Source organism: Hymenobacter duratus, assembly GCF_014698995.1.
Lineage (GTDB): Bacteria > Bacteroidota > Bacteroidia > Cytophagales > Hymenobacteraceae > Hymenobacter > Hymenobacter duratus.
In genome coordinates this window covers 37,730-60,449 of the sequence record NZ_JACWZZ010000007.1, presented here as the reverse complement: position 1 = coordinate 60,449, position 22,720 = coordinate 37,730, and the positions used below count along the sequence as shown (strand labels likewise).

At 63.4% G+C, this 22,720-nt stretch carries 26 protein-coding genes; 9 read left to right on the top strand and 17 right to left on the bottom strand.

All coding sequences use genetic code 11. The features are described from left to right. Positions 1-499: 499 nt before the first annotated feature. Positions 500-916, bottom strand: a complete 417-nt coding sequence (locus tag IC231_RS19905) for a hypothetical protein (protein WP_190786218.1) — start codon at positions 914-916, stop codon at positions 500-502. A gap of 740 nt (positions 917-1,656) precedes the next feature. Here IC231_RS19905 and IC231_RS19900 point away from each other — a divergent pair. Continuing rightward, a complete protein-coding gene (locus tag IC231_RS19900) occupies positions 1,657-3,591 on the top strand; it encodes a glycosyl hydrolase family 18 protein (RefSeq protein ID WP_190786217.1) in 1,935 nt (644 codons plus the stop codon). A 197-nt stretch (positions 3,592-3,788) separates the two neighbouring features. On the opposite strand, the gene IC231_RS19895 is transcribed toward IC231_RS19900, so the two are convergent. The 9 genes from IC231_RS19895 to IC231_RS19855 all read right to left on the bottom strand — a co-directional run bounded on the left by IC231_RS19895 (position 3,789) and on the right by IC231_RS19855 (position 10,636). Continuing rightward, positions 3,789-4,898 (bottom strand): MFS transporter, encoded by a 1,110-nt coding sequence (locus IC231_RS19895; RefSeq protein ID WP_211539217.1) that lies wholly within the window; start codon positions 4,896-4,898, stop codon positions 3,789-3,791. Between the two features lie 311 nt (positions 4,899-5,209). Beyond that, positions 5,210-5,623 (bottom strand): arsenate reductase ArsC, encoded by a 414-nt coding sequence (locus IC231_RS19890; RefSeq protein WP_211539216.1) that lies wholly within the window; start codon positions 5,621-5,623, stop codon positions 5,210-5,212. Between the two features lie 45 nt (positions 5,624-5,668). Continuing rightward, complete coding sequence (gene arsB / locus IC231_RS19885; RefSeq protein WP_190786216.1) at positions 5,669-6,775, bottom strand: ACR3 family arsenite efflux transporter; 1,107 nt, start codon at positions 6,773-6,775, stop codon at positions 5,669-5,671. 12 nt (positions 6,776-6,787) lie between these two features. Beyond that, the gene (locus IC231_RS19880) at positions 6,788-7,282 is read right to left on the bottom strand and encodes a GNAT family N-acetyltransferase (RefSeq protein WP_190786215.1); all 495 of its coding nucleotides are present in this window, start codon (positions 7,280-7,282) and stop codon (positions 6,788-6,790) included. A gap of 12 nt (positions 7,283-7,294) precedes the next feature. After that, positions 7,295-8,068, bottom strand: a complete 774-nt coding sequence (locus tag IC231_RS19875) for a metallophosphoesterase family protein (RefSeq protein WP_190786214.1) — start codon at positions 8,066-8,068, stop codon at positions 7,295-7,297. Between the two features lie 78 nt (positions 8,069-8,146). Continuing rightward, entirely contained in the window at positions 8,147-8,614 is a 468-nt protein-coding gene (locus tag IC231_RS19870; protein WP_190786213.1) for a DUF6428 family protein, read from the bottom strand. Between the two features lie 29 nt (positions 8,615-8,643). Next, positions 8,644-8,994, bottom strand: a complete 351-nt coding sequence (locus IC231_RS19865; protein WP_190786212.1) for an ArsR/SmtB family transcription factor — start codon at positions 8,992-8,994, stop codon at positions 8,644-8,646. A 160-nt stretch (positions 8,995-9,154) separates the two neighbouring features. Beyond that, a complete protein-coding gene (locus IC231_RS19860; RefSeq protein WP_190786211.1) occupies positions 9,155-9,778 on the bottom strand; it encodes a DUF6134 family protein in 624 nt (207 codons plus the stop codon). Between the two features lie 75 nt (positions 9,779-9,853). Next, a complete protein-coding gene (locus IC231_RS19855; RefSeq protein ID WP_190786210.1) occupies positions 9,854-10,636 on the bottom strand; it encodes a DUF547 domain-containing protein in 783 nt (260 codons plus the stop codon). Positions 10,637-10,751: 115 nt separating this feature from the next. On the opposite strand from IC231_RS19855, the gene IC231_RS19850 reads away from it, so the two are divergent. From IC231_RS19850 to arsS, 6 genes are all read left to right on the top strand, one after another. Next, positions 10,752-11,837 carry a BamA/TamA family outer membrane protein gene (locus IC231_RS19850; RefSeq protein ID WP_190786209.1) on the top strand — a complete coding sequence of 362 codons (1,086 nt, stop codon included), beginning with the start codon at positions 10,752-10,754 and terminating at the stop codon, positions 11,835-11,837. Between the two features lie 45 nt (positions 11,838-11,882). Then, a complete protein-coding gene (locus tag IC231_RS19845; RefSeq protein WP_190786231.1) occupies positions 11,883-12,575 on the top strand; it encodes a TIGR04283 family arsenosugar biosynthesis glycosyltransferase in 693 nt (230 codons plus the stop codon). Further along, on the top strand, positions 12,575-13,579 hold the full coding sequence (locus tag IC231_RS19840; RefSeq protein ID WP_190786208.1) for an NAD-dependent epimerase/dehydratase family protein: 1,005 nt from the start codon (positions 12,575-12,577) through the stop codon (positions 13,577-13,579). The genes IC231_RS19845 and IC231_RS19840 overlap by 1 nt, the downstream gene beginning before the upstream one ends. Then, positions 13,572-14,483 (top strand): SDR family oxidoreductase, encoded by a 912-nt coding sequence (locus tag IC231_RS19835; RefSeq protein ID WP_190786207.1) that lies wholly within the window; start codon positions 13,572-13,574, stop codon positions 14,481-14,483. Before IC231_RS19840 ends, IC231_RS19835 begins: the two co-directional genes overlap by 8 nt. Before the next feature lie 70 nt (positions 14,484-14,553). Further along, positions 14,554-14,889 carry an arsenosugar biosynthesis-associated peroxidase-like protein gene (locus IC231_RS19830; protein WP_190786206.1) on the top strand — a complete coding sequence of 112 codons (336 nt, stop codon included), beginning with the start codon at positions 14,554-14,556 and terminating at the stop codon, positions 14,887-14,889. A 39-nt stretch (positions 14,890-14,928) separates the two neighbouring features. Beyond that, the gene (gene arsS, locus IC231_RS19825) at positions 14,929-15,975 is read left to right on the top strand and encodes an arsenosugar biosynthesis radical SAM (seleno)protein ArsS (protein ID WP_190786205.1); all 1,047 of its coding nucleotides are present in this window, start codon (positions 14,929-14,931) and stop codon (positions 15,973-15,975) included. Positions 15,976-16,034: 59 nt separating this feature from the next. Here the strand turns inward: arsS and IC231_RS20470 are convergent, their stop codons facing one another. After that, positions 16,035-16,292 (bottom strand): DUF3703 domain-containing protein, encoded by a 258-nt coding sequence (locus IC231_RS20470; RefSeq protein ID WP_394368211.1) that lies wholly within the window; start codon positions 16,290-16,292, stop codon positions 16,035-16,037. A gap of 469 nt (positions 16,293-16,761) precedes the next feature. Here IC231_RS20470 and IC231_RS19815 point away from each other — a divergent pair, with 469 nt between their 5' ends. Further along, positions 16,762-17,061: a hypothetical protein gene (locus tag IC231_RS19815; RefSeq protein WP_190786204.1), complete on the top strand. Its 300-nt coding sequence runs from the start codon at positions 16,762-16,764 to the stop codon at positions 17,059-17,061. On the opposite strand, the gene IC231_RS19810 is transcribed toward IC231_RS19815, so the two are convergent. From IC231_RS19810 to IC231_RS19800, 3 genes are read right to left on the bottom strand one after another with little or no spacing between them, the layout of a single operon-like run. Then, complete coding sequence (locus tag IC231_RS19810; protein WP_190786203.1) at positions 17,058-18,011, bottom strand: HipA domain-containing protein; 954 nt, start codon at positions 18,009-18,011, stop codon at positions 17,058-17,060. The genes IC231_RS19815 and IC231_RS19810 overlap by 4 nt on opposite strands. Next, positions 18,008-18,340, bottom strand: a complete 333-nt coding sequence (locus IC231_RS19805; RefSeq protein ID WP_190786202.1) for a HipA N-terminal domain-containing protein — start codon at positions 18,338-18,340, stop codon at positions 18,008-18,010. The genes IC231_RS19810 and IC231_RS19805 overlap by 4 nt, the downstream gene beginning before the upstream one ends. Further along, positions 18,337-18,564 carry a helix-turn-helix transcriptional regulator gene (locus IC231_RS19800; protein ID WP_190786201.1) on the bottom strand — a complete coding sequence of 76 codons (228 nt, stop codon included), beginning with the start codon at positions 18,562-18,564 and terminating at the stop codon, positions 18,337-18,339. Before IC231_RS19800 ends, IC231_RS19805 begins: the two co-directional genes overlap by 4 nt. Before the next feature lie 517 nt (positions 18,565-19,081). On the opposite strand from IC231_RS19800, the gene IC231_RS20465 reads away from it, so the two are divergent. Next, a complete protein-coding gene (locus IC231_RS20465) occupies positions 19,082-19,357 on the top strand; it encodes a histidine phosphatase family protein (protein ID WP_394368210.1) in 276 nt (91 codons plus the stop codon). Here the strand turns inward: IC231_RS20465 and IC231_RS19790 are convergent. From IC231_RS19790 to IC231_RS19780, 3 genes are read right to left on the bottom strand one after another with little or no spacing between them, the layout of a single operon-like run. Beyond that, the gene (locus IC231_RS19790; RefSeq protein ID WP_190786199.1) at positions 19,351-20,058 is read right to left on the bottom strand and encodes an ABC transporter ATP-binding protein; all 708 of its coding nucleotides are present in this window, start codon (positions 20,056-20,058) and stop codon (positions 19,351-19,353) included. The two genes, IC231_RS20465 and IC231_RS19790, sit on opposite strands and share 7 nt — an antisense overlap. 14 nt (positions 20,059-20,072) lie before the next feature. Continuing rightward, complete coding sequence (locus tag IC231_RS19785; protein ID WP_190786198.1) at positions 20,073-21,332, bottom strand: ABC transporter permease; 1,260 nt, start codon at positions 21,330-21,332, stop codon at positions 20,073-20,075. Then, positions 21,329-22,426: an efflux RND transporter periplasmic adaptor subunit gene (locus IC231_RS19780; RefSeq protein WP_190786197.1), complete on the bottom strand. Its 1,098-nt coding sequence runs from the start codon at positions 22,424-22,426 to the stop codon at positions 21,329-21,331. The genes IC231_RS19785 and IC231_RS19780 overlap by 4 nt, the downstream gene beginning before the upstream one ends. Between the last annotated feature and the right edge of the window lie 294 nt (positions 22,427-22,720).

Here is a 22,720-nt window from a genome sequence, read left to right as displayed (position 1 = left end):
GGCCGATACCTTATTAAGGCACAGATAGCGCAGGATATTTGTGGCACCCGGCTTCAGGACCGGGGTCACCCGAATATCGCGTACGGGCTCAGCGTCCGTCAAAGACCACGCAAACAGCTGTCCGTAGACTTCCGCCCGACCAGCATATTGCTGCAGGGGGGCTCCCAAGGGCTGCCAGTCGTCTGCCCCATGCAGCCCGGCGTGCAGGTACGAGGACTGCCCACGGCGCATAGTGCCGCGTTGCTCAACCAACATGTCTTTGCCAAGCCATTCTAGGTGTGGCCCGATGCTGAAAGTCAAACGTGGGTGGTGGCCATAGAAGCGCTCTACCCACGGGTAACCCATGCTGCCAAAGCAGACCCTGCGCTCAATGAGCGGCTTGCCCTGGCCGCCGCCTTAGGCATCGGTCGTCCACGGGAAAGGAAGCTGGCCGCAGATTTACTGCGTCACGTTCTGTTGCCAGCTTGTGTTTACACAAGCCCATCTAGGCCACCTCAGGTTAGTGTGGTTTGGCGAGTACTGCCCTGTGGCGCTGCATGCTAGTCCCATATAATTCCTGCAGGCGCTCCTCCAGCTCGAAGCGGGACCATTGCTGCTCTTCTTGAAGCGTTATCTCCTCCTCGAGGTAGGCCCGCCGCCGCAGCATATCGACATACAGGTCATAGTAGCCTGGCACCAGCGCCACGTGCACCAGTAGCCGGTCCTGTTGCAGCTCGTGGGTGATGCTGATGACGTAAAAACTGGACTCGCCGGATTCCGCCCAGACCAGGTCAACCTCCACGTGCTCGTGCAGGCGCGGCGTAACGGGCAGTCGGCACCGCACCTCCGCGGATTTGCGCTTGCCGTGCAGGTAGAGCACATGCTCGATCTGCTGCACCTGCAGCGCCTGCGCATCCGTGGCGAGCAGCAAGATCATACCAGTGTGGCACGCCTCCAGCCATTTACGGCACCTGGTCGGCGTACTCCCGGTCGCCTGCTGCAGCACTTTGAGTGTTGGGGTCTGTTCATGGCCAACCCAGCTCAGCAGTGCGGAGAGCAGTGGGGCATACTCCTGGCCGTCCTGCGCCAGCAGGCGCAGCAGGACGGCTTTGCTGCGGGTCAGGCTATAGAGCATCCGCTTAACTGCCAGCGGGGCTTCAGGGTTCTCTGCTTGTCGCCGCGCCATAAGAAGGTCTCCATTAACATGAACTGCTCAAGGCTGGGGCTGTATACGTCACCACCGCCAGGCTGTCTTCTTCCGCCTGCCTATACACGTCTACTCGAAAACCGAAGCCGGGTTACTGGATAACGTCCCAGCCAAAAAGGGCGGTAGTGATCATCCAGGGCAGTGTTGGTGGGGCGCCTGCGGGGCTGCCCTAGCCGCGCCTGAACTCAGGTTTCGTGCGGCAAGTACTGCCGTTTCCAGGCAGTGTACATAACGCTGCCCTGCTTGTTGCTTCAGCCGCAGGCACTTGTTAAATAGATATATTACCCACTTAAGCTAAGCGCAATCTATTCCAGCGGAACGGAGAAACATTTAGCCTTTCTTCCACCTTACCCTTCTCTTGCTGCCGCGTGAAACTTCTCAGCGCCTGTTTTTGGCATTCGGTTCCAGTGCTGCGAGGCAGTCTGTTGCTTTTGGGGTTAGCTGGTCTCAGTGGTAATGTCTCGGCACAGATGAGGGCACGGAATCCCTCCACCCCTTCCCTGAGCTACCCTGCCCTGCCCCCGCCCGGCGTGCAGGACTACCACTGCTACAGCGCGGCAGATCAGCAGGATTTCCGTTGGACGGCGCAGGGCGTGCAACTCCCTTCCCTGCCGCCCCCGCCGGTTGATCCCCGGCGGCAGCTGCGGCCGGGGGCGGTGGTGTTTGGCTGGCACCCCTACTGGGTGGGAACTGTCTACGCCAGCTACGACTTTAGCCTGCTCACGCACGTGGCCTACTACGGCTACCGGGTCAACCACTGCGGCGACCTGCTGCTGGCAGCTTCTGCCGGGCAGCAGCCGGCGGGGCTCGCCGCTTATGCCCATCAGCAAAACAAGTCCTGCAAGGTCCTGCTCAACATTGCCTATCCCTGGGCGGAAGCAACGGCTTCGCTGCTCAACTCAAACCGTTTGAAGGAGCAGCAGCGCCTCATTGACACGATCGTGCAGGTTGTGCGGCGGACCGGGGCTGATGGTGTTAACCTGGACTTTGCCCCCGACCAACTACCACCAACCAAGTTGTCCGGCGGGCATCAGCAGCAGCCCAGGCTGCGTGCCCAGGTGGGACGCTTCGATTCCGAAGCAGAAACACGCCCCTATGAGCTGACTACACTGGCTTCACAGCCGGATTCGCTGCTGTCGCTGGCCACCCAGTTGGATTTGCTCCTGGACGAAGCCCAGCGCCTAACCCAGCAGCAGCAGGACCTGGAAAAGCGCCTAGCGCTGCACCAGCTGCAGACCCCCAAGGTGGTGCCTGGGCGAATGAGCCGCGTGCTGGGCTGGCTTGGGCTTGATGCGACGGCCCAAGCCTCTGAGACGAAGGACAAAGCCAGCCACGAGCGCACGGCCCAGCGGCTGAGGGAGCAGAGAATGTGGATGCAAGCCCTAGACGCCAGAAACAAGCAGCTTATCAGCCTCAATAAGATACTGACCCGCGGCTATGCTGCCCGCCTGGCGGCCAACGAGCCGGAAGGCGCGGATAAGGGCAGCTTGCGGAAGCAGAATCGCCAGGCACAGGGGGGCGGCCTTGACCAGAGAAGACATGCCGGACTGGCTAAGAAGGCAGGGCAGCGATGCAGCAGCCCCTTCGCTGGGCGCCCCGAGCTCACGCCGCGCACGAATCATTCCCGGGAACTGCAGTATTTTTTGGGGTGTCTGGCCAAGGCACTTCACACGCAGGATACAGCGGCCGTCGTCACGCTGAGTGTTCCGGCCGTGGACGGTACCGGTACGTACCGCAACCTGCGAGCCGTGCAGAACTTCGTCAGCCTGTTTATTATCAAGGCCTTTGATTACACATCGTATAACCAGGTGATACCCGGTGCCCTGGTCCCGCTGAAGCCTAGTGAGGACTGGGGACCTCATAGCATCGAAACTTCAGTGGCCTATTACCTAAAGCAGGGCTATGTACCCCGGAACCAGCTGGTAGTAGGCTTTCCGCACCTGGGCAAAGTCTGGAAGGTGGATAGCCGGGATGTCGCGGAAGTGTTCGGCAAGCGACCAGCCGAGTACTGGACGAACAGGCAGCTGCGCCCGCTGCTGACCCATGCCGAAGCCAAGCTGGATCTGGCCAGCTTAAGCCATAGGACTGTCGTGGCCCCGGACAGTGCGGGGCTTCCACCGGTGCAGGTGTGGTGGGAAGATTCGGCTAGCCTGGCCCCAAAATACGACTGGGTGCTGAGGCAGCATCTGGCCGGGGTTGGCATCTGGGCCCTTGGCTACGAGACGGATTCGCACCAGAGTTGGAAGTTGGTAGCCAGAAAGTTTACGAAGCTCTCGCCCCGAAATGCAGTGCCCCAAAAACCGCCTACGCACTACAGCCTGCGCCGCGGGCTGGTGCTCAGCGCCGTGTTGCTGCTGGCACTCGTACTCTACCGCCGTTTCAAACGGCAGCCGCTGCTGCCCTAAACCGGCTCATCCAGCTCCCTGTTAGGGATTCAATTGCCCCTCTGCTAACCTATGTAGGGGCTGATTCCGGCCCCACGCAGGGAATCAGGCCTTCGCAAATTGTTGGCGGGCAAAGCGCCGGGCGTACGCGCCTCGGGCCGCGAGGCCCGTAGGATGCGTAGGATTCATCCGCTCAAGCATCACCAGGGGGGCAAGGATTAGGACGCGGGGCCGGCACTGCCACCCGCTTGGGATACCACACGCACGCGGGCCAGGTACGCGGCCACGCCCAGCGCGACAGCCGCCGCCAGCCCGAATGTGGCCCCCGGCCCGTAGTACTGCCAGAGCAGGCCCGCTCCCGTGCTGGCTCCCAGCGCCACCAGGCTGCTCAGGCCGGCGAAGGTGCCAAGCGCGGCCCCGGTATCCGGCTTGGCGCAGAGCGTGCTTACCCAGGCCTTGCCCACGCCCTCGGTGGCCGCCGCGTAGAGGCCGTAGAGCGCGAACAGCAACCCGAACGCCCACAAATCGTGGGCCAGGGCCACGCCACCGTACACGCCGGCAAACACCAGCAAACCGCCCACCAGCAGGCGGCGCGGCCCCAGCCGGTCGGCCAGGTGGCCCAGGGGCCAGGCGCTGAGCACGTAGGTCAGGTTGTAGAGCACGTACAGGCCGATAACCGTGGGGGCCGACAGCCCGCGCTGCCGGGCCAGCAGCAGCAGAAACGCATCGGACGAGTTGAACAACGCAAACGCGAGCAGCCCGCCCACTACCCGCCGATAGGCCAGCGGGGCCTGCCGCCAGTAGCGGAAGGAAGCCCAGAACGGCACCACCGGCCGCCCTGAGGGCACGGCCCGCCGCTCCCGCAGCGCAAACGTGATGCCGATGGCCACCACGCCCGGCACGAAGGCCCACAGAAACAGCGGGCGGTACTGCCCGGGATGCGCGGCCAGCCAGCCCAGCGCCGCCAGCGGCCCCAGCACGGCCCCGAGCGTGTCCATGGAGCGGTGAAAGCCAAAGACTTTGCCCCGGTCGGCGGGCGTGGTTTCGTCGCTGAGCAGCGCATCCCGCGCCCCGGTACGCAAGCCTTTGCCCAACCGGTCCAGGGTGCGGGCCAGCAGCACCCAGGCCGGAGTGGCCAGCACGGCCAGCAACGGCTTACTGAGGGCGCTCAGCCCGTAGCCCCATTGCACGAAGGGTTCGCGCCGCCCCACCCTATCCGACCACTGCCCGAAGTAGCCCTTGCTCAGGCCGGCCACGGCTTCGGCCACGCCTTCGAGCAGACCGATGAAGAACACCGAAAACCCGATGGACTGCAGGTAAAGCGGCATGACCGGTTAAAGCATCTCGCTGGCCAGGTCCGTAAACAGGCTGATGAGCGAAAGCAGCCATACGGCACGGGTAACATAGCTGAAACGTCCCATCGGCGCGTAATTGTTAGGGCCGCCCTGTCCCCGCAGCCAGCCAGCGGAGTCGGCACCGGGCGCGAACCATGGGCGACGGAGCGGGGTCGAGTACTACCGGCTCGTGGCAGGTCCGGCGCCCGCCGGGGAAGTGCCCGGCGTTGAGTCCGGTTGAAAAGTAAGGGTTGCTGGCTCAGTTGCAAAAATGGCCCCAGGCCGCAGCGGCCGGGAACCGGCGCTTAGCCAGTAGCCCCATGCTGCTGCACGAAGGCGTGGGCGTAGGCTTTCACCTGGTCACGCACGGCCCGGAACTGCGCCATGATTTCCTCCTCGCTGCCCGTGGCCTTGGCCGGGTCGGGGAAGTTGTGGTGCAGCTTTTGGGCCGTGGAAGGGAACACCGGGCACACCTCGTTGGCGTGGTCGCACACGGTCAGCACGTAGTCGAAGGGTACGGCGGCGTACTCATCGACGTGGTTGCTGGTGTGCTGCGAAATATCCACCCCGTCCTCGGCCATTACACGCACGGCGCGGGGGTTGAGGCCGTGGACTTCCACGCCGGCGCTGTACACGGCGGCCCGCTCGCCCAATTCCTGCTGCAGGTAGCCGTGCAGCAGCTGGCTGCGGCAGGAGTTGCCGGTGCAGAGCACCAGCACGTTTTTCTGGTCAGATATGAGCAGGGAAAAAAGCAGGGAGGCGAGTTACGCGGCCGAAGGCACGGTCTTGCCGCCGTACCAGCGACGGCGGAACCAGAAGGCAAGGTTAACCAGCGCAATCAGGGCCGGCACCTCAATCAGCGGGCCGATGACGCCGGCGAAGGCCTGGCCCGAATTCAGGCCGAACACGCCGATGGCCACGGCAATGGCCAGTTCGAAGTTGTTGCCGGTGGCCGTGAAGGCAATGCTGACATTCTCTGCGTAATCTGCTCCCAGCCACTTGCCGGCCGCGAAGCTGAGCACGAACATCACCCCGAAGTAGATGGCGAGCGGCAACGCAATGCGCAGCACGTCGAGCGGCACCTGCACGATGGTTTCGCCCTTGAGGCTGAACATGACCACGATGGTGAGCAGCAGCGCCACCAGCGTAATCGGGCTGATGGCCAGGATGTACACCTTCTCGTACCACTCGTCGCCTTTCAGGCGGCGCAGGACGGTGCGCGAGAGGAAACCGGCCGCGAAGGGAATGCACAGGTAGATGAGCACGCTCTGGGCAATGTCCCAGATGCCGATGTTCACAGCGTATCCTTGCAGCCCGAAGTAAGGTGGCAGCACGGTGATGAACAACCAGGCCAGCACCGAGTAAAACAGCACCTGAAAGATGGAGTTGAGCGCCACCAGCCCGGCCGCGTACTCGCGGGAGCCGTCGGCCAAATCGTTCCAAACCAGCACCATGGCGATGCAGCGAGCAATGCCGATGAGAATCAGGCCCATCATGTACTCGGGCTTGTCGGGCAGCAGCCAGATGGCCAGCAGGAACATGAGCAGTGGCCCGATTATCCAGTTTAGAAATAGCGAGAGGCCGATGATGTGCGTGTTTTTGAAGACCGTGGGCAACTGCTCGTACTTCACCTTGGCCAGGGGCGGGTACATCATCAGAATCAGGCCCAGGGCCAGCAGCACATTCACCGTGCCCACCGAGAAGTAGTTCACGGCGTCGTTGATACCGGGCACGAAGTAACCCAGGCCCACGCCCAGGGCCATGGCCAGGAATATCCAGAGCGTGAGGCCCCGGTCGAGGCCCGAGAGCTTCTTTTCCGCCAGCGCGGCCGGCGCCGGCGCGGCGGGTACCGCTTGATTTATCGTCGACATAAAAAAGTAAGGTTAAGCGGCGCCGACGGTCGGGCTGCGCCGTTCCATCTGCACCGTGTTGCGCCACACGCCGTGGTGCTGGCCGATTCGTTCGCGGTGCCCTATGATGCGGAACCCCGCCTGCGCATGCAGGCCAATACTGGCCGTATTTTCCTCAAACGTGCCGGCCTGCAGGGTCCAGATGCTGTGTGCTTCCGACTCGGCAATCAGGGCCTGCAGCAGCTGCCGGCCCACGCCCTGTCCGCGCACTGCGGCGGCGATGTAGATGCTTAGTTCGGCCACGCCGCCGTACACGCAGCGCCCTGATACCGGCGACAGGGCCGCCCAGCCCAGCACCGTGCCGGCCTCATCGACGGCCACTAGGCGGCTGTGCGCCAGGTGCGCCAGGTCCCAGGCCTCCCACTCGGGGGCTTGGGTTTCAAAGGTGGCGTTGCCGGTGGCTATGCCGGCTTCGTAAATGGCCTTTACGGCCTGCCAGTGGGTTTCGGTAAGGGGATGAATCGTCATCGCAAACGGGGACTAGTACGCTTTGCGCAGCATGTCGGCGTATTCGTTGGGCAGCGGCGAGGCTTCCACGGCCTGCGCGGCTTTCTCCACGTCGTAGGCCACCCGCACCAGTTCCGAGCGCACGCTGCTGGGGTCGGTGAGCGTGGTGTTCTCGTTTAAGTGCAGCAGTTGGTATGCGGCGCGCGGGTCGCCGTCTTTTGGCTTGCCCACCGAGCCAATGTTCAAGGCGTGCCGGTAGCGGGTTTCGCCCTCCACTTTGTAGGCGAAGGTGCGGTGGTAGGGCTTGTGCGTGTGGCCAAACAGCAGGATGTCGGCCTTGGCCTCCTGCAACACGCGCAGGAAGCTGGCCTCGGGCCGGTCTTCAAACAGGTACTCGTTGATTTTACGGGGCGAGCCGTGTACCATCAGCAGGCTGAGCGTGCAGGGCTCTTCCTGAAAGTCCAGGCGCAGGTGCTTGGGCAGCAGGCGCAGGTAGCGGCGCTCCTGCTCGCCCACCACGTGGTTGGTGTAGGCAATGCTCTGGGCGCCCAGGTCTTTTCCGGTGTCGGTTTTGTAGGCGCAGCCGCAGTCCGACGAAGCTAGTCCGATGCCCTGGTCGTAGTTGCCGGCTAGCGTGGGGATGCCGCGGCGGCGCATCTCGTTCACCACTTCGTTGGGCCAGGGCGCGTAGCCCACCAGGTCGCCGAGGCAGAAAATCATGTCCGGGCGGCGCTGCTCCATATCAGCCAGCACCGCTTCCAAGGCCGGCAGGTTGCCGTGCACGTCGGAGAAAAAGGCAATCGTCATCGAACTAAGAAGAAAACGTGGAAGAAGGGAACAGCCCAACGGCGCCACCCGCAAGGGCCGCGCCGTTGGGCTGTTCGCTTAGCAGCACCCGCCGCCCGGCGTGCAGGCTGCGCCGGCCATTTGCAGCTGGGGCAGGGCCATCTGCTGAGCGTCGGGAATGCCGCAGGCATCCTGGGCCAGGCAAGCGGTGTGCTTGGGGGTCAGCACAAAGTCGGTGCCGTCGAAGGTCAGGCCGAACTTACCGATGGTGGCCTGCTGGTACTCTACTTCAATGTCGAGGTCTTCCGAACCCAGAATCTTTTCCGACAGGTTGAGGATGTGCAGGAATTTCTGGGGTGCCAGGCGATGGTCGTAGTCGCCGGCCTCCCAGAGCTGGAAGTTGGCCACTGTTTCCTGGCGCTCCACACCGCCGCAGTCGATGAAGTGCTTGCTCACCAGGCCCACTTCCGTGACGTGGAAGTGCGCGGGCAGGTGCTCGCCCGTGGGCAGGCGAAAATTGATGGCTGCTACCGTGGTCAGGGCGTGCTTGATTTCAGAGATTTTCATGGTCGGTAAGGTTGGAGTGGGAAATGGAATTAGCAGGCGCAGGCATCGTCCGGGCCGCAGGCCGCGCCGCTCGTGGCCCCAATGAAAAAGGCCGTGAACTGCTGGTGAACCCGTTGCAGCAACTCTGTATTAAGGCAGTAGCAGACCGTGAGGCCGTCGATTTCGCCGCGAATCAAATCCAGCGCCTTCAACTCCTGCAGGTGCTGCGACACGGTGGTGCGCGAGAGCGGCAGCTCGGCGGCGATGTTGCCGGAGATGCAGGTGTGCTTCGAGGCTAGCAGCTCAATGATGGCCACCCGGGCCGGGTGGGCCAGGGCTTTGGCCATGCGGGCCAGGTACTGCTGGTCGGCGGTGAAACCGGTGGTTTTGGCGTAAGTCATCTGGGAAGTCGTGAAGTATGTCGTAAATATACGACATAATATGGCGCATGTTTACGACATGATGTTTTTTGCTCACAATGGGATGGAGTCCGGTAGAGCCTGTCGGGGGCTTTACCGCAAAAATCGGCCTATCAGGGCTTTCTAGCGGGTACGATGCCCGTCATGGCTGCCACCGGATGACAAAGTTTTTGAGCGGGTTCTTCTTGATAATGGTAGTTAGCTGCCCGTCGGCGTAGCGGTATTCATCTTCCCGCCCGTCGCGTCGGGCTCGGTAGGTACTGCCGGGCGCGGGGCTGAGCATAAAATAGTCGCCAAAGTATTCGCCGTAGGCCTGCGCCTGCCCGGTGGGCGCCCTGAAGAACATATCCGTCACCGTGTACCGAATGGGCTGCCGCAGGGTGCCACGGTAGTGGTGCTTGTACTGGTCGGCCACGATGTCGTAATGGTCGCCCTTCCACTCGGTGCGCGAGGCAAAGTTGCCCTGATTGGTGTGTGCTTCCACCGTAGAGAGCAGCAGCTGGTCACTGCCCACGAGGTTGATGACTTTGTAATACACTTTCAGGTGATACACCAAAAAGCTGACCTGCACGTCGCTGACCAGCGTGTAGCGCACCTCGGCCGCACTCAGGGGTTGGCGGGTGGCCGTCATGGTGCCCACGCGCAGCCCGGCTACCTCAATGACGTAGCGGCGTACCTCGGCCGGGGCCGGGTGTTGCGCCCGCACCGCCAGCGGCAGCAGGCTGCTCCCAAGCAAAGCGGCGGTGGTCAACCAAGTGAGGTGCATACCAAGTGGCAAAACGCCCGGCGGGCAGCAGGCCCGCCGGACGTCGGGGATGGGTAAGGGTAAGCGGCAGCCAGGTTATTGCTGGTTCAGGTTCCAGTTGTAGTCGAGGTAGCTCACCTTCGCGTCGGCGTCCATTTTCGTCGTGGCGTACTTGTTGACCCACCTGGCCACTGACTGTCCGTTCTTGTTCCAGTCGCCTTTGTACCAATCGAAGTATTTGGAGAGCTGGGCGCTTGCTTGGCCCACCTTATTTTTGGCCGGGTTGCTGAGAAAGTCGCGGCCCTGGTCGTCAAGCTGCCGGTCCAGCTGGCCGGCCGTGTAGGCCTCGTTGCGCAGGCGCGGACACGAGATGGACGCGCACACCAGGGCAAAGTGAATGCGCGGGTCGTCGAACTTCTTACGCAGAGTGCCGTGCTCGATGTCGTCCAGGCTCATCTTCTGGCCGCCGATGCTGAAAAACTCCGCTGCCCAGGGCGTGGTCACGAAGGGGATTTTGATTTTGGAGCCGATGTCCTTGATGCTCTTCACCGGGTAGTGGTTCAGAATGAGCCGGATGGTGTAGGCGTTGTAGGCGTTGATCCAATAAGCCATCTGCTCGGGCTTGCTCCATGAAGCTGCCGGTGGGTTCTTGCTCAGCTTATCCAAGTATTGGTTCAGCTCCTGCTGGTCCGCTTTCCAGGCCTGGTAGTTGACGAGCCCCTGCTCGTTGACGTACTTTTTCAGCAGCCGGTCGTAGGCTGCGTGGTCAACGGCGGCCGCCGGCCCGCTCCGCAGGGGGCCGGGCGCGGGCGCCACAAACGCCACGAGTGCGGCACCCACGGCACCCAGGAGCAACACGGCCAGGAAGATTCTGCGCATTAGGAAAGGATACGGTTGAGCCAGCATATACGGCAAGCGGCCACTCAGAAGATTGCCGCCCGGTAAATCTTCTACCCCCCGCCAGTGCGTAGAGTATAAACACCTTGCCCGCCGCATGTTCCTGACCACCTCGCTGCTCGGCCTTTCCTGCTTGTCGACTCCCCCCGACACCGTGCCTAAGCGCGTGGCGGTGTTTCCGCTGCCGCTGGTCTACTACACGCCCGAAACCCGGCTGGCCTACGGAGCGGCGGCTACGGCCACGGTGCGCTTTCGCCGCGACGCGGGCGACAGCACCGCCCGGCCCTCGCAGCTCACCTTCGGCGTGGCCTACACCCAGAACCGGCAGTTGCTCGTGTACCTGCCCTTTCAGGTGTTCTACGACCACAACCGCTATTACGCCTACGGCGAGGCCGGCTACTACCGCTACAGCTACTTCTTCTTCGGCGTGGGGGAGCGGGAAGTGCCCCGGGAGCTCTACGAAGTCAATTTCCAGCGCATTCGCCTGAATGCCTTCCGGCGCATCGTGCCGGGCGGGCGGCGCGGCAAGCTCTACGCCGGCCTGCGCTACCAGGTCGAAGATTACGACGTGACCCGTACCGAACCCAATGGCCTGCTGGGCAGCGGCGCCGTGCCGGGCGGCCGCGGCAGCCGGCTGACGGGCGGCGGACTGGGCCTGTTTTATGATGCCCGCGACCGGGTGTTCTTTCCCAACCGGGGGGTGGTGGCCGACGTGGCCTACTGGCACCGCAACCGCGCCGCGGCGGCGGAGGGCACCACGCGCTTCAGCCGCCTCTCGGCCGATGTGTCGTCCTATCACCGCCTGGCCCCGCACGTGGTGCTGGCCGTAAACTACTTCGCCAGCTACACCGCGGGCACCGCGCCCTTCAACGCCCTGTCGCTGTTGGGTGGCACCCGGCGCCTGCGCGGCTACTACGAGGGGCGCTACCGCGACCAGAATGCGGCCGTGCTGCAAACGGAGCTGCGCCTGCCGGTGTACCGGCGGCTGGGCGCGGTGGTGTTTGGCGGGGTGGGCGCACTGGGCGACGAGGCGCGCGTGCTGCGCCTGGACGCGCCGAAAGCTGCCTACGGGGCGGGCCTGCGCTTCACGGTAAACCGCCGTGACCACCTGAATCTGCGGCTCGATTACGGCCTGGGCCGGCACTCCAGCGGCTTGTACATTACCATCGGCGAAGCTTTTTAACGCATTTTCGTGCCTCGACTATTCCCGCATCTATCTCCCAACCCTATGCTGCTGAGCGTTATCATTCCCACGGCTAACGAAGCCGACAACATCGGCCGTCTGGTGGCCGAGCTGCGCCGCCACGACCCGGACCACCGCGTGGAAATCCTGGTGGTCGATGCCGCCAGTGGGGACGGCACGGCCGAAGCAGCCCGTAGCGCCGGGGCTACCGTGCTGCTCTCACCCAAGCCCGGGCGAGCAGCACAGATGAACCACGGCGCCCGCCACGCCACCGGCGACATTCTCTACTTCGTGCACGCCGATGTGGGCATCCACCCCGGCTACGTCACCACCGTGCGGCGGGCCGTGCGTGACGGCTACCCGGCGGGCTGCTACCGCTTCCGCTTCGACTCCTCCCACCCTTTGCTGCGCCTCAACAGCTACGGCACCCGCTTCGAGGGCATTATGAGCCGCGGCGGCGACCAGACGCTGTTTATTACCCGCGCCTTATTCGAGGAGCTCGGCGGCTTCGACGAGCACTATTGCATCATGGAGGACTTTGACATCATCCGCCGCATCCGGCGGCGGGCCCGCTTTCTGATAGTGCCGCAGGACGTGGTCGTGTCGGCCCGCAAGTACGAAACCAACTCCTGGCTGCGCGTGCAGCTGGCCAACCTAACGGCTTTCTCCATGTTCTTTCTCAAGGTGCCACCCCCGCGCATTGCCCGCACCTACAAGGCCCTGCTCAACTACCGCTGATGCAAGGGCCCGTACTGGTAACCGGCGCCGGCGGCTTTCTGGGCCGCCACCTCGTGCAGGAGCTCCTGCAGCGGGGCCATTCGGTGCGGGCGCTGGTGCGGCCCGACTCGGAGTCCGTTGCTTCTCCCCTACCGCCCCTCTCCTCTTTGGGCGTCGACGTCCGCACGGGTGACCTATGCCAGCCGGATTCACTGGCGGGGCTGGCCGAGGGCTGCGCGGCCATCATCCACGCGGCCGCCCGGGCCGAGGTGAACCCGGCGCGAAACCCGGCCGTGTGGGCCACGAACCTGGGCGGCACAGAAGCCGTGCTGCAGCTGGCCCGGCAGGCCGGCGTGGGCCGCTTCGTGTACGTGGGCACGGCCAACGTTTTCGGCTTCGGCAGCCGCCTGCACCCTGGTGATGAAACCCGTCCCTACGCCGGGCAGCGCTACGGGCTGGACTATATGGACAGCAAGCGGGCGGCCACCCACCGGGTGCTGCAGGCCGTGAGCGAATGGCATCTGCCGGCCGTGCTGGTGCATCCCACCTTTATGCTGGGACCGGGCGACGCCAAGCCGACCTCCAACGCCCTGCTGCTGGAGCTCTGCCGCGGCAAGCTGCCTGGCTACCCGGCCGGCGGCAAGAACTACGTCCATGTGCGCGACGTGGCCGTCACCACGGTCAACGCCCTGACGCGGGGTCGGGTCGGCGAGTCCTATATCCTGGGGAATGAAAACTTAAGCTACCGGGAAGCTTTTGCGCTGATGGCCCGGCTGATGGGCGTGCGTCCGCCGGTCCGGCCCATACCGGCGCCGCTGGCCCGGCTTTACGGGGCCACCTGCGACGTGCAGGCACGGCTGACCGGCCGCCTGGGGCAGCTCAACGCGGCCATGGCAGCGGTGGCCAACGACGGCCACTATTTCAGCGTCCAGAAGGCCCACACGGAGCTCGGGCTGCCGCAGACCGAGCTGGAAAAAGCCATTATCGAAGCGTTTCACTGGTTTAAAGCCCAAGGCTATGTTTGAACCCCACCCCCCGGCCCCGGCGGCGCAGCAGGCCGCTGCCTTCCAGGCAGCGGCAGAGCCGGCCCGGACGCAACCGCACCCCCTGCCCACCCAAGGTGCTTTTGCCGGCCAGGTGGCCATCGTCACCGGCTCGGAGTCGGGCATTGGGCGGGAAACGGCCCGCCTGCTGTGCCAGCAGGGGGCGGCCGTGGTATTAAACGGGCGCAACCCGGAGCGCCTGGGGCAGACGCTGGACGACTTTGAGGCGGCGGACTACGCCGTGGCCGCCTGCGTGGCCGACGTGACGGACTACGCGGGCTGCCAGCGCCTAGTGGCCGCGGCCGTGCAGGCCTTCGGACGGCTGGATATTCTCGTCGCCAATGCCTGCATCTCCCAACGGGCCTACTTCGCCGACATGCAGCCGGAGGTCTTCCGACAGGTGCTCGATAGCAACGTCTACGGCGCCGTGTACCCGCTCATGGCCGCGTTGCCGGAGCTCACTCAATCTCGCGGCAGCGTCACGTTCATTTCGTCCATCTCCGCCCTGAACGGCATGCCAAGTGGTTCGGCCTACTGCGCGGGGAAGGCCGCCGTGGCCAACCTGGCGCACACGCTGCGCCTGGAGCTGGCCAGCACCGGCATTCACCTGGGCGTGGTGTACATCGGCTTCACGCAGAACGACGCGGGAAAGCGGGTCCTTGATGCCAGCGGCCAGCCCGTGCCCATTGCCTACCGCCCGCCGCGCTGGCAGAAAACGCAGGTGGAAGTGGCCGATATCATCCTGCGCCACATCCGCCGCCGCCGGCAACGCACGGTTATTTCGGCGCTGGGCTGGCTGATTCTGGTAGTGCACAGCTACTTCCCACGCCTGGGTGACTGGTTTGTGCGCACCAGCTTCCGCCGGTTTCGTCATTGGTACGAGTGACAATCTACTTGGCCCTGGCGTTTCGTACATGCATTTCCCTTTCCCTACTGCCCCACTCATTTCTACCCCGATGGAGAAGACCTATTACAACCCCGCGGACCTGGCCAAATTCGGCAACATCGCCGAGTGGCAGCCCGAAATGGGCCGCAAGTTTTTCGACTACTACGGCGAAGTATTCAAGGAAGGCGCCCTGACCGAGCGGGAAAAGGCGCTGATTGCGCTGGCCGTCGCCCACGCCGTGCAGTGCCCGTACTGCATCGATGCCTACACCTCCGACTCGCTGCAGAAGGGTGCCGACGAGGCCCAGATGATGGAAGCAGTGCACGTGGCCGCGGCCATCAAAGGTGGGTCACTTCTGGTGCACGGCGTGCAAATGATGAACAAGGCCAAAGACCTTTCCATGTAAGCCCGCCGGCGCATTACGGCCGGCACTTTGCTCAACTCTATGAAATCACTAAAGGCTACGGGCCACCAGCTGGCAGACTCGTCCTTTCAGCTCACCGTGCTGCGCCAGGAAGTGGCCGACACGCTGCACCTGCCGCTGTTTCACGAAAAGCTGGCCGAAGCCGGACTGTTCCCGCTCGTGCCGGTGGCGCCGGCCGTGCTGCAAATCAACGTGGGCAAGATGTGCAACCAGGTCTGCAAGCACTGCCACGTGGATGCCGGGCCGGACCGCAAAGAAATTATGACCCGCGAGACGATGCAGCTTTGCCTGGATGCCCTGGCCCGTACCGATATTCCAACGGTGGATCTGACCGGTGGGGCGCCGGAGATGAACCCGGATTTTCGCTGGTTTGTAGAGCAGCTGCACGCCCTGGGCCGCCACGTTATCGTGCGCTGCAACCTGACCATCATCGTGGCCAACAAAAAATACCACGACCTGCCGGAGTTTTTCCGGGCGCACGGGGTGGAAGTGGTCAGCTCCCTGCCGTTCTACAACGCCAAAACCACCGACCGCCAGCGGGGCGACGGGGTGTTTGAGGATTCCATCCGGGCGCTGAAGATGCTGAACGCCGTCGGCTACGGCCAGGAGGGCTCGGGGCTGACGCTGAATCTGGTGTACAACCCCAACGGCGCCTTTCTGCCCGGCTCCCAACGCGGGCTGCAGGAGCAGTTCAAGCGGGCCTTGGGCAAGGACTTCGGCATTGTCTTTAACGAGCTGTTCGCCATCACCAACATTCCCGTCAGCCGCTACCTGGACTTTCTCATTGAGTCGGGCAACTACGCCGGCTACATGGAAAAGCTGGTGGCGGCGTTCAACCCCACCGCGGCAGCCGGGGTGATGTGCCGCAACACGATTTCCGTAAGCTGGGACGGCTACCTCTACGACTGCGACTTCAACCAGATGCTGGAGTTGAACGTGGCCAGTCCCGTGCAGCACATCCGTGATTTTGATGTGGCCGCGCTTGCCCAGCGGTCCGTCGTTATCAACCAGCACTGTTACGGCTGCACGGCCGGCAGCGGCTCCAGCTGCGGCGGCGCTACTGCTTGATGCCCTTTTGTGCCTTTGATATTTGGGGCGCTACCGATACCCAGGAATCACGGGCGCTTTCAGCGACGTTTTCGTAGTTCCACCTGTGGGGTAAGCAGCCCCTGTAAATCCGTAGGAACAGGCATCGGCTGCTCGGCTTTAACATTAGCCCCGCCCGTGTTGCCAGTGGGTACCTGACCCACCAGTGAGCCGAAAAAGCCGAAGAGCATGCGCAGCAGCTGGCCCATCATCTCGCGCCCATTGCCTATGCACCAGCCGTGCCGCAACTGGAGCAGATGCACCCGCGTGTTCGGCCAGGCCCAGCGCTGCCCCTTGATATGGGCGCGAGATGATGAAACGCGCGTGCCGGCTCTTGTTGGGTATAGGCCCGGTGAGCAGCCCGACGATAAGCTTATTGTGAATGGAAAAATGAATCAGCCAGTCAAACATCCATTGCTGTGGGGTTAGGGCTAATGCTTCGGTTACGACCTGCTGGCCGGTGCCCTGGCCCGATGTGGCGGGGCACTCGGCTTTCTCGCTGCATATGGCTGCCAGGAGCATATGCCAGCAGTCTGAACACGCGCACGTGACCAGACTACCCGAAGGGAGTCAGCAGGAGGAGGGGGAAAGGGTTAGGCCCGAGGCGGCTGCCACACGGCGCCGGATGCCCGCGTCGGAGCGGCTACCACCAGGGAGGCGTGGCGCTAGACCCCGTTCCAGTCCAGCAGGGAGGCTTGCTGCAGGACTGACTACCGCGAGAAAGGTTGCCTTACGCACTTTATTCTGTGCCTTTTTAGCCTTTCTGCGATGCCTAAAACGCCTGCCCCCACCGTTACATTCACCGAGCCGCTCACCAGCCCCCCGCACGTGCAACAACCCGGTATATTGGCCGAAGAGCTGAAGGTAGCGGGCACCCGCAAGCGCATTGTGGAAGCCTGGGGCGTGTCAGTGCACACCTACGATACGCGCAAGCGCAGCCCCATTGGCTGCACGGTGGGCAAACTGCAGCTATTGACCCAGGTGTTGCAGGTGTTGGAGAAGGAGCTGTTTGCCGTCGTGCGTGCCGAAGCCGCCCAAGCAGCTATACACGATGCTGCCAGCGACTAGGCCAAGTCCAGTTGCGCGAACCGCTGCGCCAGCAAGCGTTGGAACGACTCCTGCAGGTCCGTGGGCAGAAAGCTCTGGGCTATGAATGCGTGCCAGGCCGGCCTGGCCTTGGCCAGGCGCGTGAGTATGCCCGTGACCACCTTGTCGTCGATGCCGGCCCGCCCGGCGGCCTGCCTAAAGTCGGCCTGCCGCAGTCGCTTCTTCTTGCCGTTGAGCGTGAGGGCCAGCTCCTCCGTGTCGGCCGGGTTCACCAGGGCCGTGGCCACCAGGTCGTAGGCCGGCGCCAGGCCGTAGCCAAGGCCGGGCATCTGCAGCAGCGAGAAGTTTTTCAGGTGCATGTCGGCGTTGCCGGTCAGAAAGCTGAAAAGCACCAGCTCGTAGTAGTTGACTGCGTCCAGACCAGGGTTAGCCGAGTACTTGAGGATGGCCTTGGCTACCTGCTCATGGGAGCCGTCGTACTTGTTTTCCGTCAGCCGCTCGGTGAGCTGGCACATGTCCTCCATGGCCCGCTTTTGCCCTTTCACTCGGTCGACCCGGCGCGTGACGTAGGCCAGGGCCCCGCCTTCGAGGCGCAGCAGGCCGTGGGGCACGGTGGGCAGCCGGACCAGCGCGGCCAGGTGCATGGTTAGGTCTTCCACTTCGGGCAGGTGGGGGTAGCGGGGTGTGGGCGGCTTGAGGATATACTCGCCGCCCAGCGCCCCGACAATGGTAAAGCGGGCCGGCTGCCCGACCGCGCCCGCCGGGGCAATGGTCAGCGACAGCTTGGGCTGTACGCCCGTCACGGTGACGTGCTGCCGCACGACGGCTTCGGCCAGGGTCAGCATCTCGGCTTCGGTGTAGGGAAAGGCGGGCGGCACAGGCTTGCCAAACAGCCGGCGGCTGCAGACCGGGTGGTAGTCCGGGCCGGTGCCTTCCGCCAGGGGCTGATAGCAGGACAGGCAGCGGCTCATGACTCGTCTTCGGTTTCCAGCGGGAGAATGCTCACGGCGCCGATGCAGTCCCGGCAGCAGGCCAGCAGCAGGCCCATCCGGTCGCGGGCGTTGAGCTTCCAGTTTTTCTCCGCCACCTCCAGCAGCCAGCCCTCGGGGATGAGCCCGTCGAAAAACGGAAACAGCACGCGCTCCACGTAGGGCGCCGGGCGCAGCGGCAGCGTCAAGCTGACGGCCTCCGCCCCGGCAGTGGCCAGGTACGCCGGGGTGTAGGCGAAGGTGTAACCCTGCTCATCCTGAATCAGGTGCCCGGCCAGCTGCGCGTGCAGGTAGACTTCGGCTCTTCTCATCGCTGCGGGTCTACTAGGTGCGCGCGGTCCAGCGGAGTGGGCGCCAGCTCGTGGCCGAACAGGCGCAGCACCAGGTTAACCTTGTCCAGCCGCAACGTGGCTTTACCCTGCTCCAGCTCGCGCACAAAGCGCAAGCCCACCCCCGCTTTCACGGCCAGGTCGGGCTGGGACAGTTGCAGCAGCTTGCGGCGCTGCTTGACAAAGGCGGCCAGGGGAGTAGTCATAGGCTATACCCGTTCGGGTACGATGTAACAAATAAAACCGTTTTAATACCCGAACGGGTACAAAAATACATAATCATGGCCATAGTATACTCGTAAGGGTATCCGATGGCGCGCCCGGCATCTTCCCTAGTAGGTCACTGGTTGCCGCCGGGGCTTTCGTTTATGCACCCGGTACTGCACGCCTTGTCCATCATCCTGTAGCCTGATCCCCAGTACGTTGTAGGCAGCCAGCAGCGTTAGGAAAGCGTGGCTGCGCCATTGCTGGCGTTGCTCGGCACGATTTTCCCGCTGCTATGAATAAGCCTTGCGGAGAAAGCGCTTTTCCCGGTGCTGGTAGCGGCTGCCTTTCTGCACGATGATTTTCACGGCCTACGCATCGGGCAGCTATCAACTGGGTAGTTTTCAAGCAGAGTATGCTAGCGAAAGCAAGTGGCGCCAACACCATTGAGCAGGCCTATACAGCGGTTGAATTTGCCATCGATGCCCTAGGCGATAAGCACAGTATGTTTGCGCCCGCCTGCCTGGTAAAGGAGTCCTAACTTCCCACTGCCCAGCAGCCCCCGCTATACCCCGACCCGGGCCCGATTCCGCCGCAGCCCTAACGGGAATTTCTGTTCTTACTATTGTGCGACCCCTATTACCAGGCAACGCTGGTGCCGTCGAGCTGCATGCCGGACGCCACTCGCTGGTGGTGTCGCATGGCAACACGCTCCGGGCGTTGCGCATGCAGCTCCACGGCCTGACCGTGCCGCAGGTGGAGGCGCTGGAAATTCCGACCGGCGCTGGTTATTGAGGCTGCCCAGGACCTGTAGCCGCCCCGTTGACGATGCGCCCATCCTCCATCTCAATGATGCGGTGGGTTTTGGCGGCAAACTCAGGGTCGTGCGTGACGATGAGCAGGGCCTGGTGGTAGGTTTCGGCCAACTGCTTGAAGATGTCGAACACGATTTCGCCGTTTTTCTTGTCGAGGTTGCCGGTGGGCTCGTCGCCCATAATGATGAGCGGGTCGTTGATCAGGGCACGGGCAATGGCCACGCGCTGCTTCTGCCCGCCCGAGAGTTGGTTGGGCAGTTTGAGGGCCTCGCTTTCGATGCCCAGGATTTTAAGCTTCTCATAGGCCCGGTGCTCGATTTCCTGGCGGGAGAATTTTCCCAGCTTTTCGCCGGGCAGCATCACGTTGCGCAGCACCGAAAACTCGTTGAGCAGGTAGTGAAACTGGAACACGAAGCCGATCTGCTCGTTGCGCACCCGGGCCAGCTCGGCTTCTTTTTTGCCCCGCATCAGCACGCCATCAATCAGCAGGTCGCCTTCATACACCGTGTCCATAGTGGAGAGCAGGTAGAGCAGCGTCGATTTGCCGCAGCCCGACTTGCCCACTACGGCCGCAAACTCGCCCCGGCCCAGCGCAAACGTGAGGCCGTGCAGCACCTGCACCCGCACGGGGTCGTCGAAGTACTTGGTAAGCTGGCGGGCTTCGAGCGCGGGCGGGTTCATATTACGAGTCCGTACTATTTGCCTCGGATGATGATGACCGGGTCAATCTGGCTGGCCTTGCGGGCTGGAAAAAACCCCGCCAGGTAGGTGGTGACGAGCGAAAACACCCCGCCAATCACATAGAAAAGCGGGTCGAAATTGACCGGATAGGTGTGCACAGTGGGCAGCGAGGCCGGCTCAAACGGCACCCGCGCAATAAGCGCCGAGAGGCCAAATCCGCACAGCAGCCCCACCCCGCCGCCCGACAGCCCGATGGCCAGCGCCACCGCCACGAACAGCCGCCGCACATCGGTGCCCGAAAACCCCACGGCCTTGAGGATGGCAATGGTGTCCATCTTCTCGTAAATCATCATGTTCAGGATGTTAAATATGCCGAAGCCCGCCACCGTGAGCAGCGTGATGCCCACGGCGTAGGAAATGAGCGTGCGAATGAACGTGCCGGTTTCAAACTCCGAGTTGGCCGTCTGGATATCCATGGCCTGCACCTCGTAGCGCTGGGCGTACTCCTGGGCCAGGCGGGGCGACAGGGTGAAGTCGTAGAGCTTCACCTGCACGTCGGTGATGTAGTTGTTGGCCTCGCCGAGCAGCTTCTGGGCGGTGGCCAGCGAGGTGTAGCTCTGCACTTTATCGATGTCGAGCAGGCCCGACTGGAACAGGCCGACAACCTTGAGCTGGACGCGGTTGCCCTTCACGGTGGTGACCTGCACCACGTCGCCCACGCTTACCAGCATGATGTCGGCGGCGGCTTTGCCGAGGATGATGCTGTTGGCCACCGTTTTGAGGCTGAGCGGGTTGCCGGCCACCACGTAGTCGCCGAAGGCAAACAGCCGGTTTTGCTCCTCGGCCTCGATGCCGCTGATGGTGCCGGTGAGGTTGATGGTGCCCACGTTGTAGAACACCTGGGCCTGGGTTTTGGGCGAGACGCCGCGCACGCGCGGGTCGTGGCGCAGGGCCGCGATGATGGCCCCCACGTTGTGAATGCGCGGCAACTCGTCGCTGGGCTTGATGGAGCGGATGAAATTGTGCTGCCTTTGCCCCGCCGTGTAGCGGTCGATGGGCTGCTGCGGGGCCGGTTTCACCTCGTTATAGAGGCGCACGTGGGGCGTGCGGTTCAGCACCAGCCCATCGAGCAGCTGGTTGAGGCCCGACATGAAGCTGAGCAGCGCGATAAACATGGTGATGCTGAACGTGACCCCCACGGCCGCCACCAGCGTCTGCCGCCAGCGGGCCAGCAGCAGCGACAGGGCCACGTCGTAGAGCAGGGGCAGGTTCATTTCGCGGGGTCCGTGAGTTCGTCGGCGGGCGTGAGGCCCGAGAGGATTTCCACCATCTGGTAGTCGCGCAGGCCGGTTTTGATACGCGCCAGCTTCCCGTCGCTCTTCCGCACCGTGGAGTCGTCCACCAGCAGGCGGCGCGGAATGAGCAGGGCCCGGGGGTTGGTTTGCAGTACGATGTTGGCCTCGAAGCTTACGAACGGGTAGAGCACCGGTGGCTGGCGCACGAAAGCGGCGTCGACCTCGAACGTGCGGCTGCTGGTGCTCATCATGGGCGAAATCCGGGTGACGCGGGCTGTAAATACCTGGCCCTTGTAGCTGTCCAGCGTCACGAGAACTTGCTGGCCGGGGCGCACCCGCACAATGTCGGACTCATCGACCTGCATTTCGAGCACGAAGTGGCGGGCGTCGCCGAGCAGCGCCAGCGCCGTTTGGGGCGTCACGGCCTCGCCTTTTTCGCGGTAGAGCTGGTAGACGAGGCCGTTGACCTTGCTGCGCACGATGAAGTCGGCGGCCTGGGTGCGGGCAATCTGCAGGTTTTTGCGCGCCTGCGCGGCGGCGAAATCCAGCTGCCGCTGGAGCGTCTGGTAGCTGAGCACGGCCGACTCGTAGGCGGTTTTGGAGGCGGCGTAGGCCAGCTCCCTTTGCTCCAGCGTGAGCTTGGTGCCAATGGACTGCTCCCAGAGCCGGCGCTGGCGGGCGAGCTGCACCAGGTCATTCTGCATGGTGCGGCGCTGCAGGGCAATCCGTTCCCGCGCTTCCTGCAGCTGGCTTCGGTTGGCGGCCACGTCGGCGTAGCGGGCGGCCAGGGCAGCGTTTTCCTGGGTCAGGCGCGGCACGTCGGTGGCAATGGACAGCAGCGGCGCGCCCACCCGCACCGAGTCGCCCTCGCGCACAAACACCGCCTGAATCACGCCGCTGCCGGTAGCAAATGCCTGGTACTGCTGCCCGCTCTTCACGGTGCCGGCCGCGTACACCGACTCGGAAATGGCCGACCAGACCGGCTTCACCCGCTCGGCCTTATCGCCGCAGCCGGCCAGCCAGAGAAGTAGCCAGACAGGCCAGAGAGGCAGCAAGTACCGTTTAAATTTCATGGGCAGGCAGGCGGCTACCGGCCCCAGCGGGGCGCCGTGTTTTAGCGGCAATATCGGCCGGAAGCGCACCGCAAAACATGAGCTTAATCAGCTGAAAAATCGATTGTTGTCATGGGTCAAGACTTTAACCAGCTCTGCGTAGACGGTGTCGTCTTTGCGCAGACTGGCCAGCAGGCGGTCAATCTCCGGTCGGGCTTTGGTGGCACTAGGCGCTTTCTCCTGAAAGATGGTCTTACACCCGGCCTAGTGCAGGGCATCAAGTTGCAGTTCCAGGTTCTGGTCGCGGGTAGCCGA

What these genes read in the sequence shown, in the direction of transcription:
- IC231_RS19905 (WP_190786218.1), bottom strand. Translation starts at nt 916, where the DNA reads ATGATCTTGCTGCTCGCCACGGATGCGCAGGCGCTGCAGGTGCAGCAG.
- IC231_RS19900 (WP_190786217.1), top strand. Translation starts at nt 1,657, where the DNA reads ATGAGGGCACGGAATCCCTCCACCCCTTCCCTGAGCTACCCTGCCCTG.
- IC231_RS19895 (WP_211539217.1), bottom strand. Translation starts at nt 4,898, where the DNA reads ATGCCGCTTTACCTGCAGTCCATCGGGTTTTCGGTGTTCTTCATCGGT.
- arsB (WP_190786216.1), bottom strand. Translation starts at nt 6,775, where the DNA reads ATGTCGACGATAAATCAAGCGGTACCCGCCGCGCCGGCGCCGGCCGCG.
- IC231_RS19880 (WP_190786215.1), bottom strand. Translation starts at nt 7,282, where the DNA reads ATGACGATTCATCCCCTTACCGAAACCCACTGGCAGGCCGTAAAGGCC.
- IC231_RS19875 (WP_190786214.1), bottom strand. Translation starts at nt 8,068, where the DNA reads ATGACGATTGCCTTTTTCTCCGACGTGCACGGCAACCTGCCGGCCTTG.
- IC231_RS19870 (WP_190786213.1), bottom strand. Translation starts at nt 8,614, where the DNA reads ATGAAAATCTCTGAAATCAAGCACGCCCTGACCACGGTAGCAGCCATC.
- IC231_RS19865 (WP_190786212.1), bottom strand. Translation starts at nt 8,994, where the DNA reads ATGACTTACGCCAAAACCACCGGTTTCACCGCCGACCAGCAGTACCTG.
- IC231_RS19860 (WP_190786211.1), bottom strand. Translation starts at nt 9,778, where the DNA reads ATGCACCTCACTTGGTTGACCACCGCCGCTTTGCTTGGGAGCAGCCTG.
- IC231_RS19855 (WP_190786210.1), bottom strand. Translation starts at nt 10,636, where the DNA reads ATGCGCAGAATCTTCCTGGCCGTGTTGCTCCTGGGTGCCGTGGGTGCC.
- IC231_RS19850 (WP_190786209.1), top strand. Translation starts at nt 10,752, where the DNA reads ATGTTCCTGACCACCTCGCTGCTCGGCCTTTCCTGCTTGTCGACTCCC.
- IC231_RS19845 (WP_190786231.1), top strand. Translation starts at nt 11,883, where the DNA reads ATGCTGCTGAGCGTTATCATTCCCACGGCTAACGAAGCCGACAACATC.
- IC231_RS19840 (WP_190786208.1), top strand. Translation starts at nt 12,575, where the DNA reads ATGCAAGGGCCCGTACTGGTAACCGGCGCCGGCGGCTTTCTGGGCCGC.
- IC231_RS19835 (WP_190786207.1), top strand. Translation starts at nt 13,572, where the DNA reads ATGTTTGAACCCCACCCCCCGGCCCCGGCGGCGCAGCAGGCCGCTGCC.
- IC231_RS19830 (WP_190786206.1), top strand. Translation starts at nt 14,554, where the DNA reads ATGGAGAAGACCTATTACAACCCCGCGGACCTGGCCAAATTCGGCAAC.
- arsS (WP_190786205.1), top strand. Translation starts at nt 14,929, where the DNA reads ATGAAATCACTAAAGGCTACGGGCCACCAGCTGGCAGACTCGTCCTTT.
- IC231_RS19815 (WP_190786204.1), top strand. Translation starts at nt 16,762, where the DNA reads ATGCCTAAAACGCCTGCCCCCACCGTTACATTCACCGAGCCGCTCACC.
- IC231_RS19810 (WP_190786203.1), bottom strand. Translation starts at nt 18,011, where the DNA reads ATGAGCCGCTGCCTGTCCTGCTATCAGCCCCTGGCGGAAGGCACCGGC.
- IC231_RS19805 (WP_190786202.1), bottom strand. Translation starts at nt 18,340, where the DNA reads ATGAGAAGAGCCGAAGTCTACCTGCACGCGCAGCTGGCCGGGCACCTG.
- IC231_RS19800 (WP_190786201.1), bottom strand. Translation starts at nt 18,564, where the DNA reads ATGACTACTCCCCTGGCCGCCTTTGTCAAGCAGCGCCGCAAGCTGCTG.
- IC231_RS19790 (WP_190786199.1), bottom strand. Translation starts at nt 20,058, where the DNA reads ATGAACCCGCCCGCGCTCGAAGCCCGCCAGCTTACCAAGTACTTCGAC.
- IC231_RS19785 (WP_190786198.1), bottom strand. Translation starts at nt 21,332, where the DNA reads ATGAACCTGCCCCTGCTCTACGACGTGGCCCTGTCGCTGCTGCTGGCC.
- IC231_RS19780 (WP_190786197.1), bottom strand. Translation starts at nt 22,426, where the DNA reads ATGAAATTTAAACGGTACTTGCTGCCTCTCTGGCCTGTCTGGCTACTT.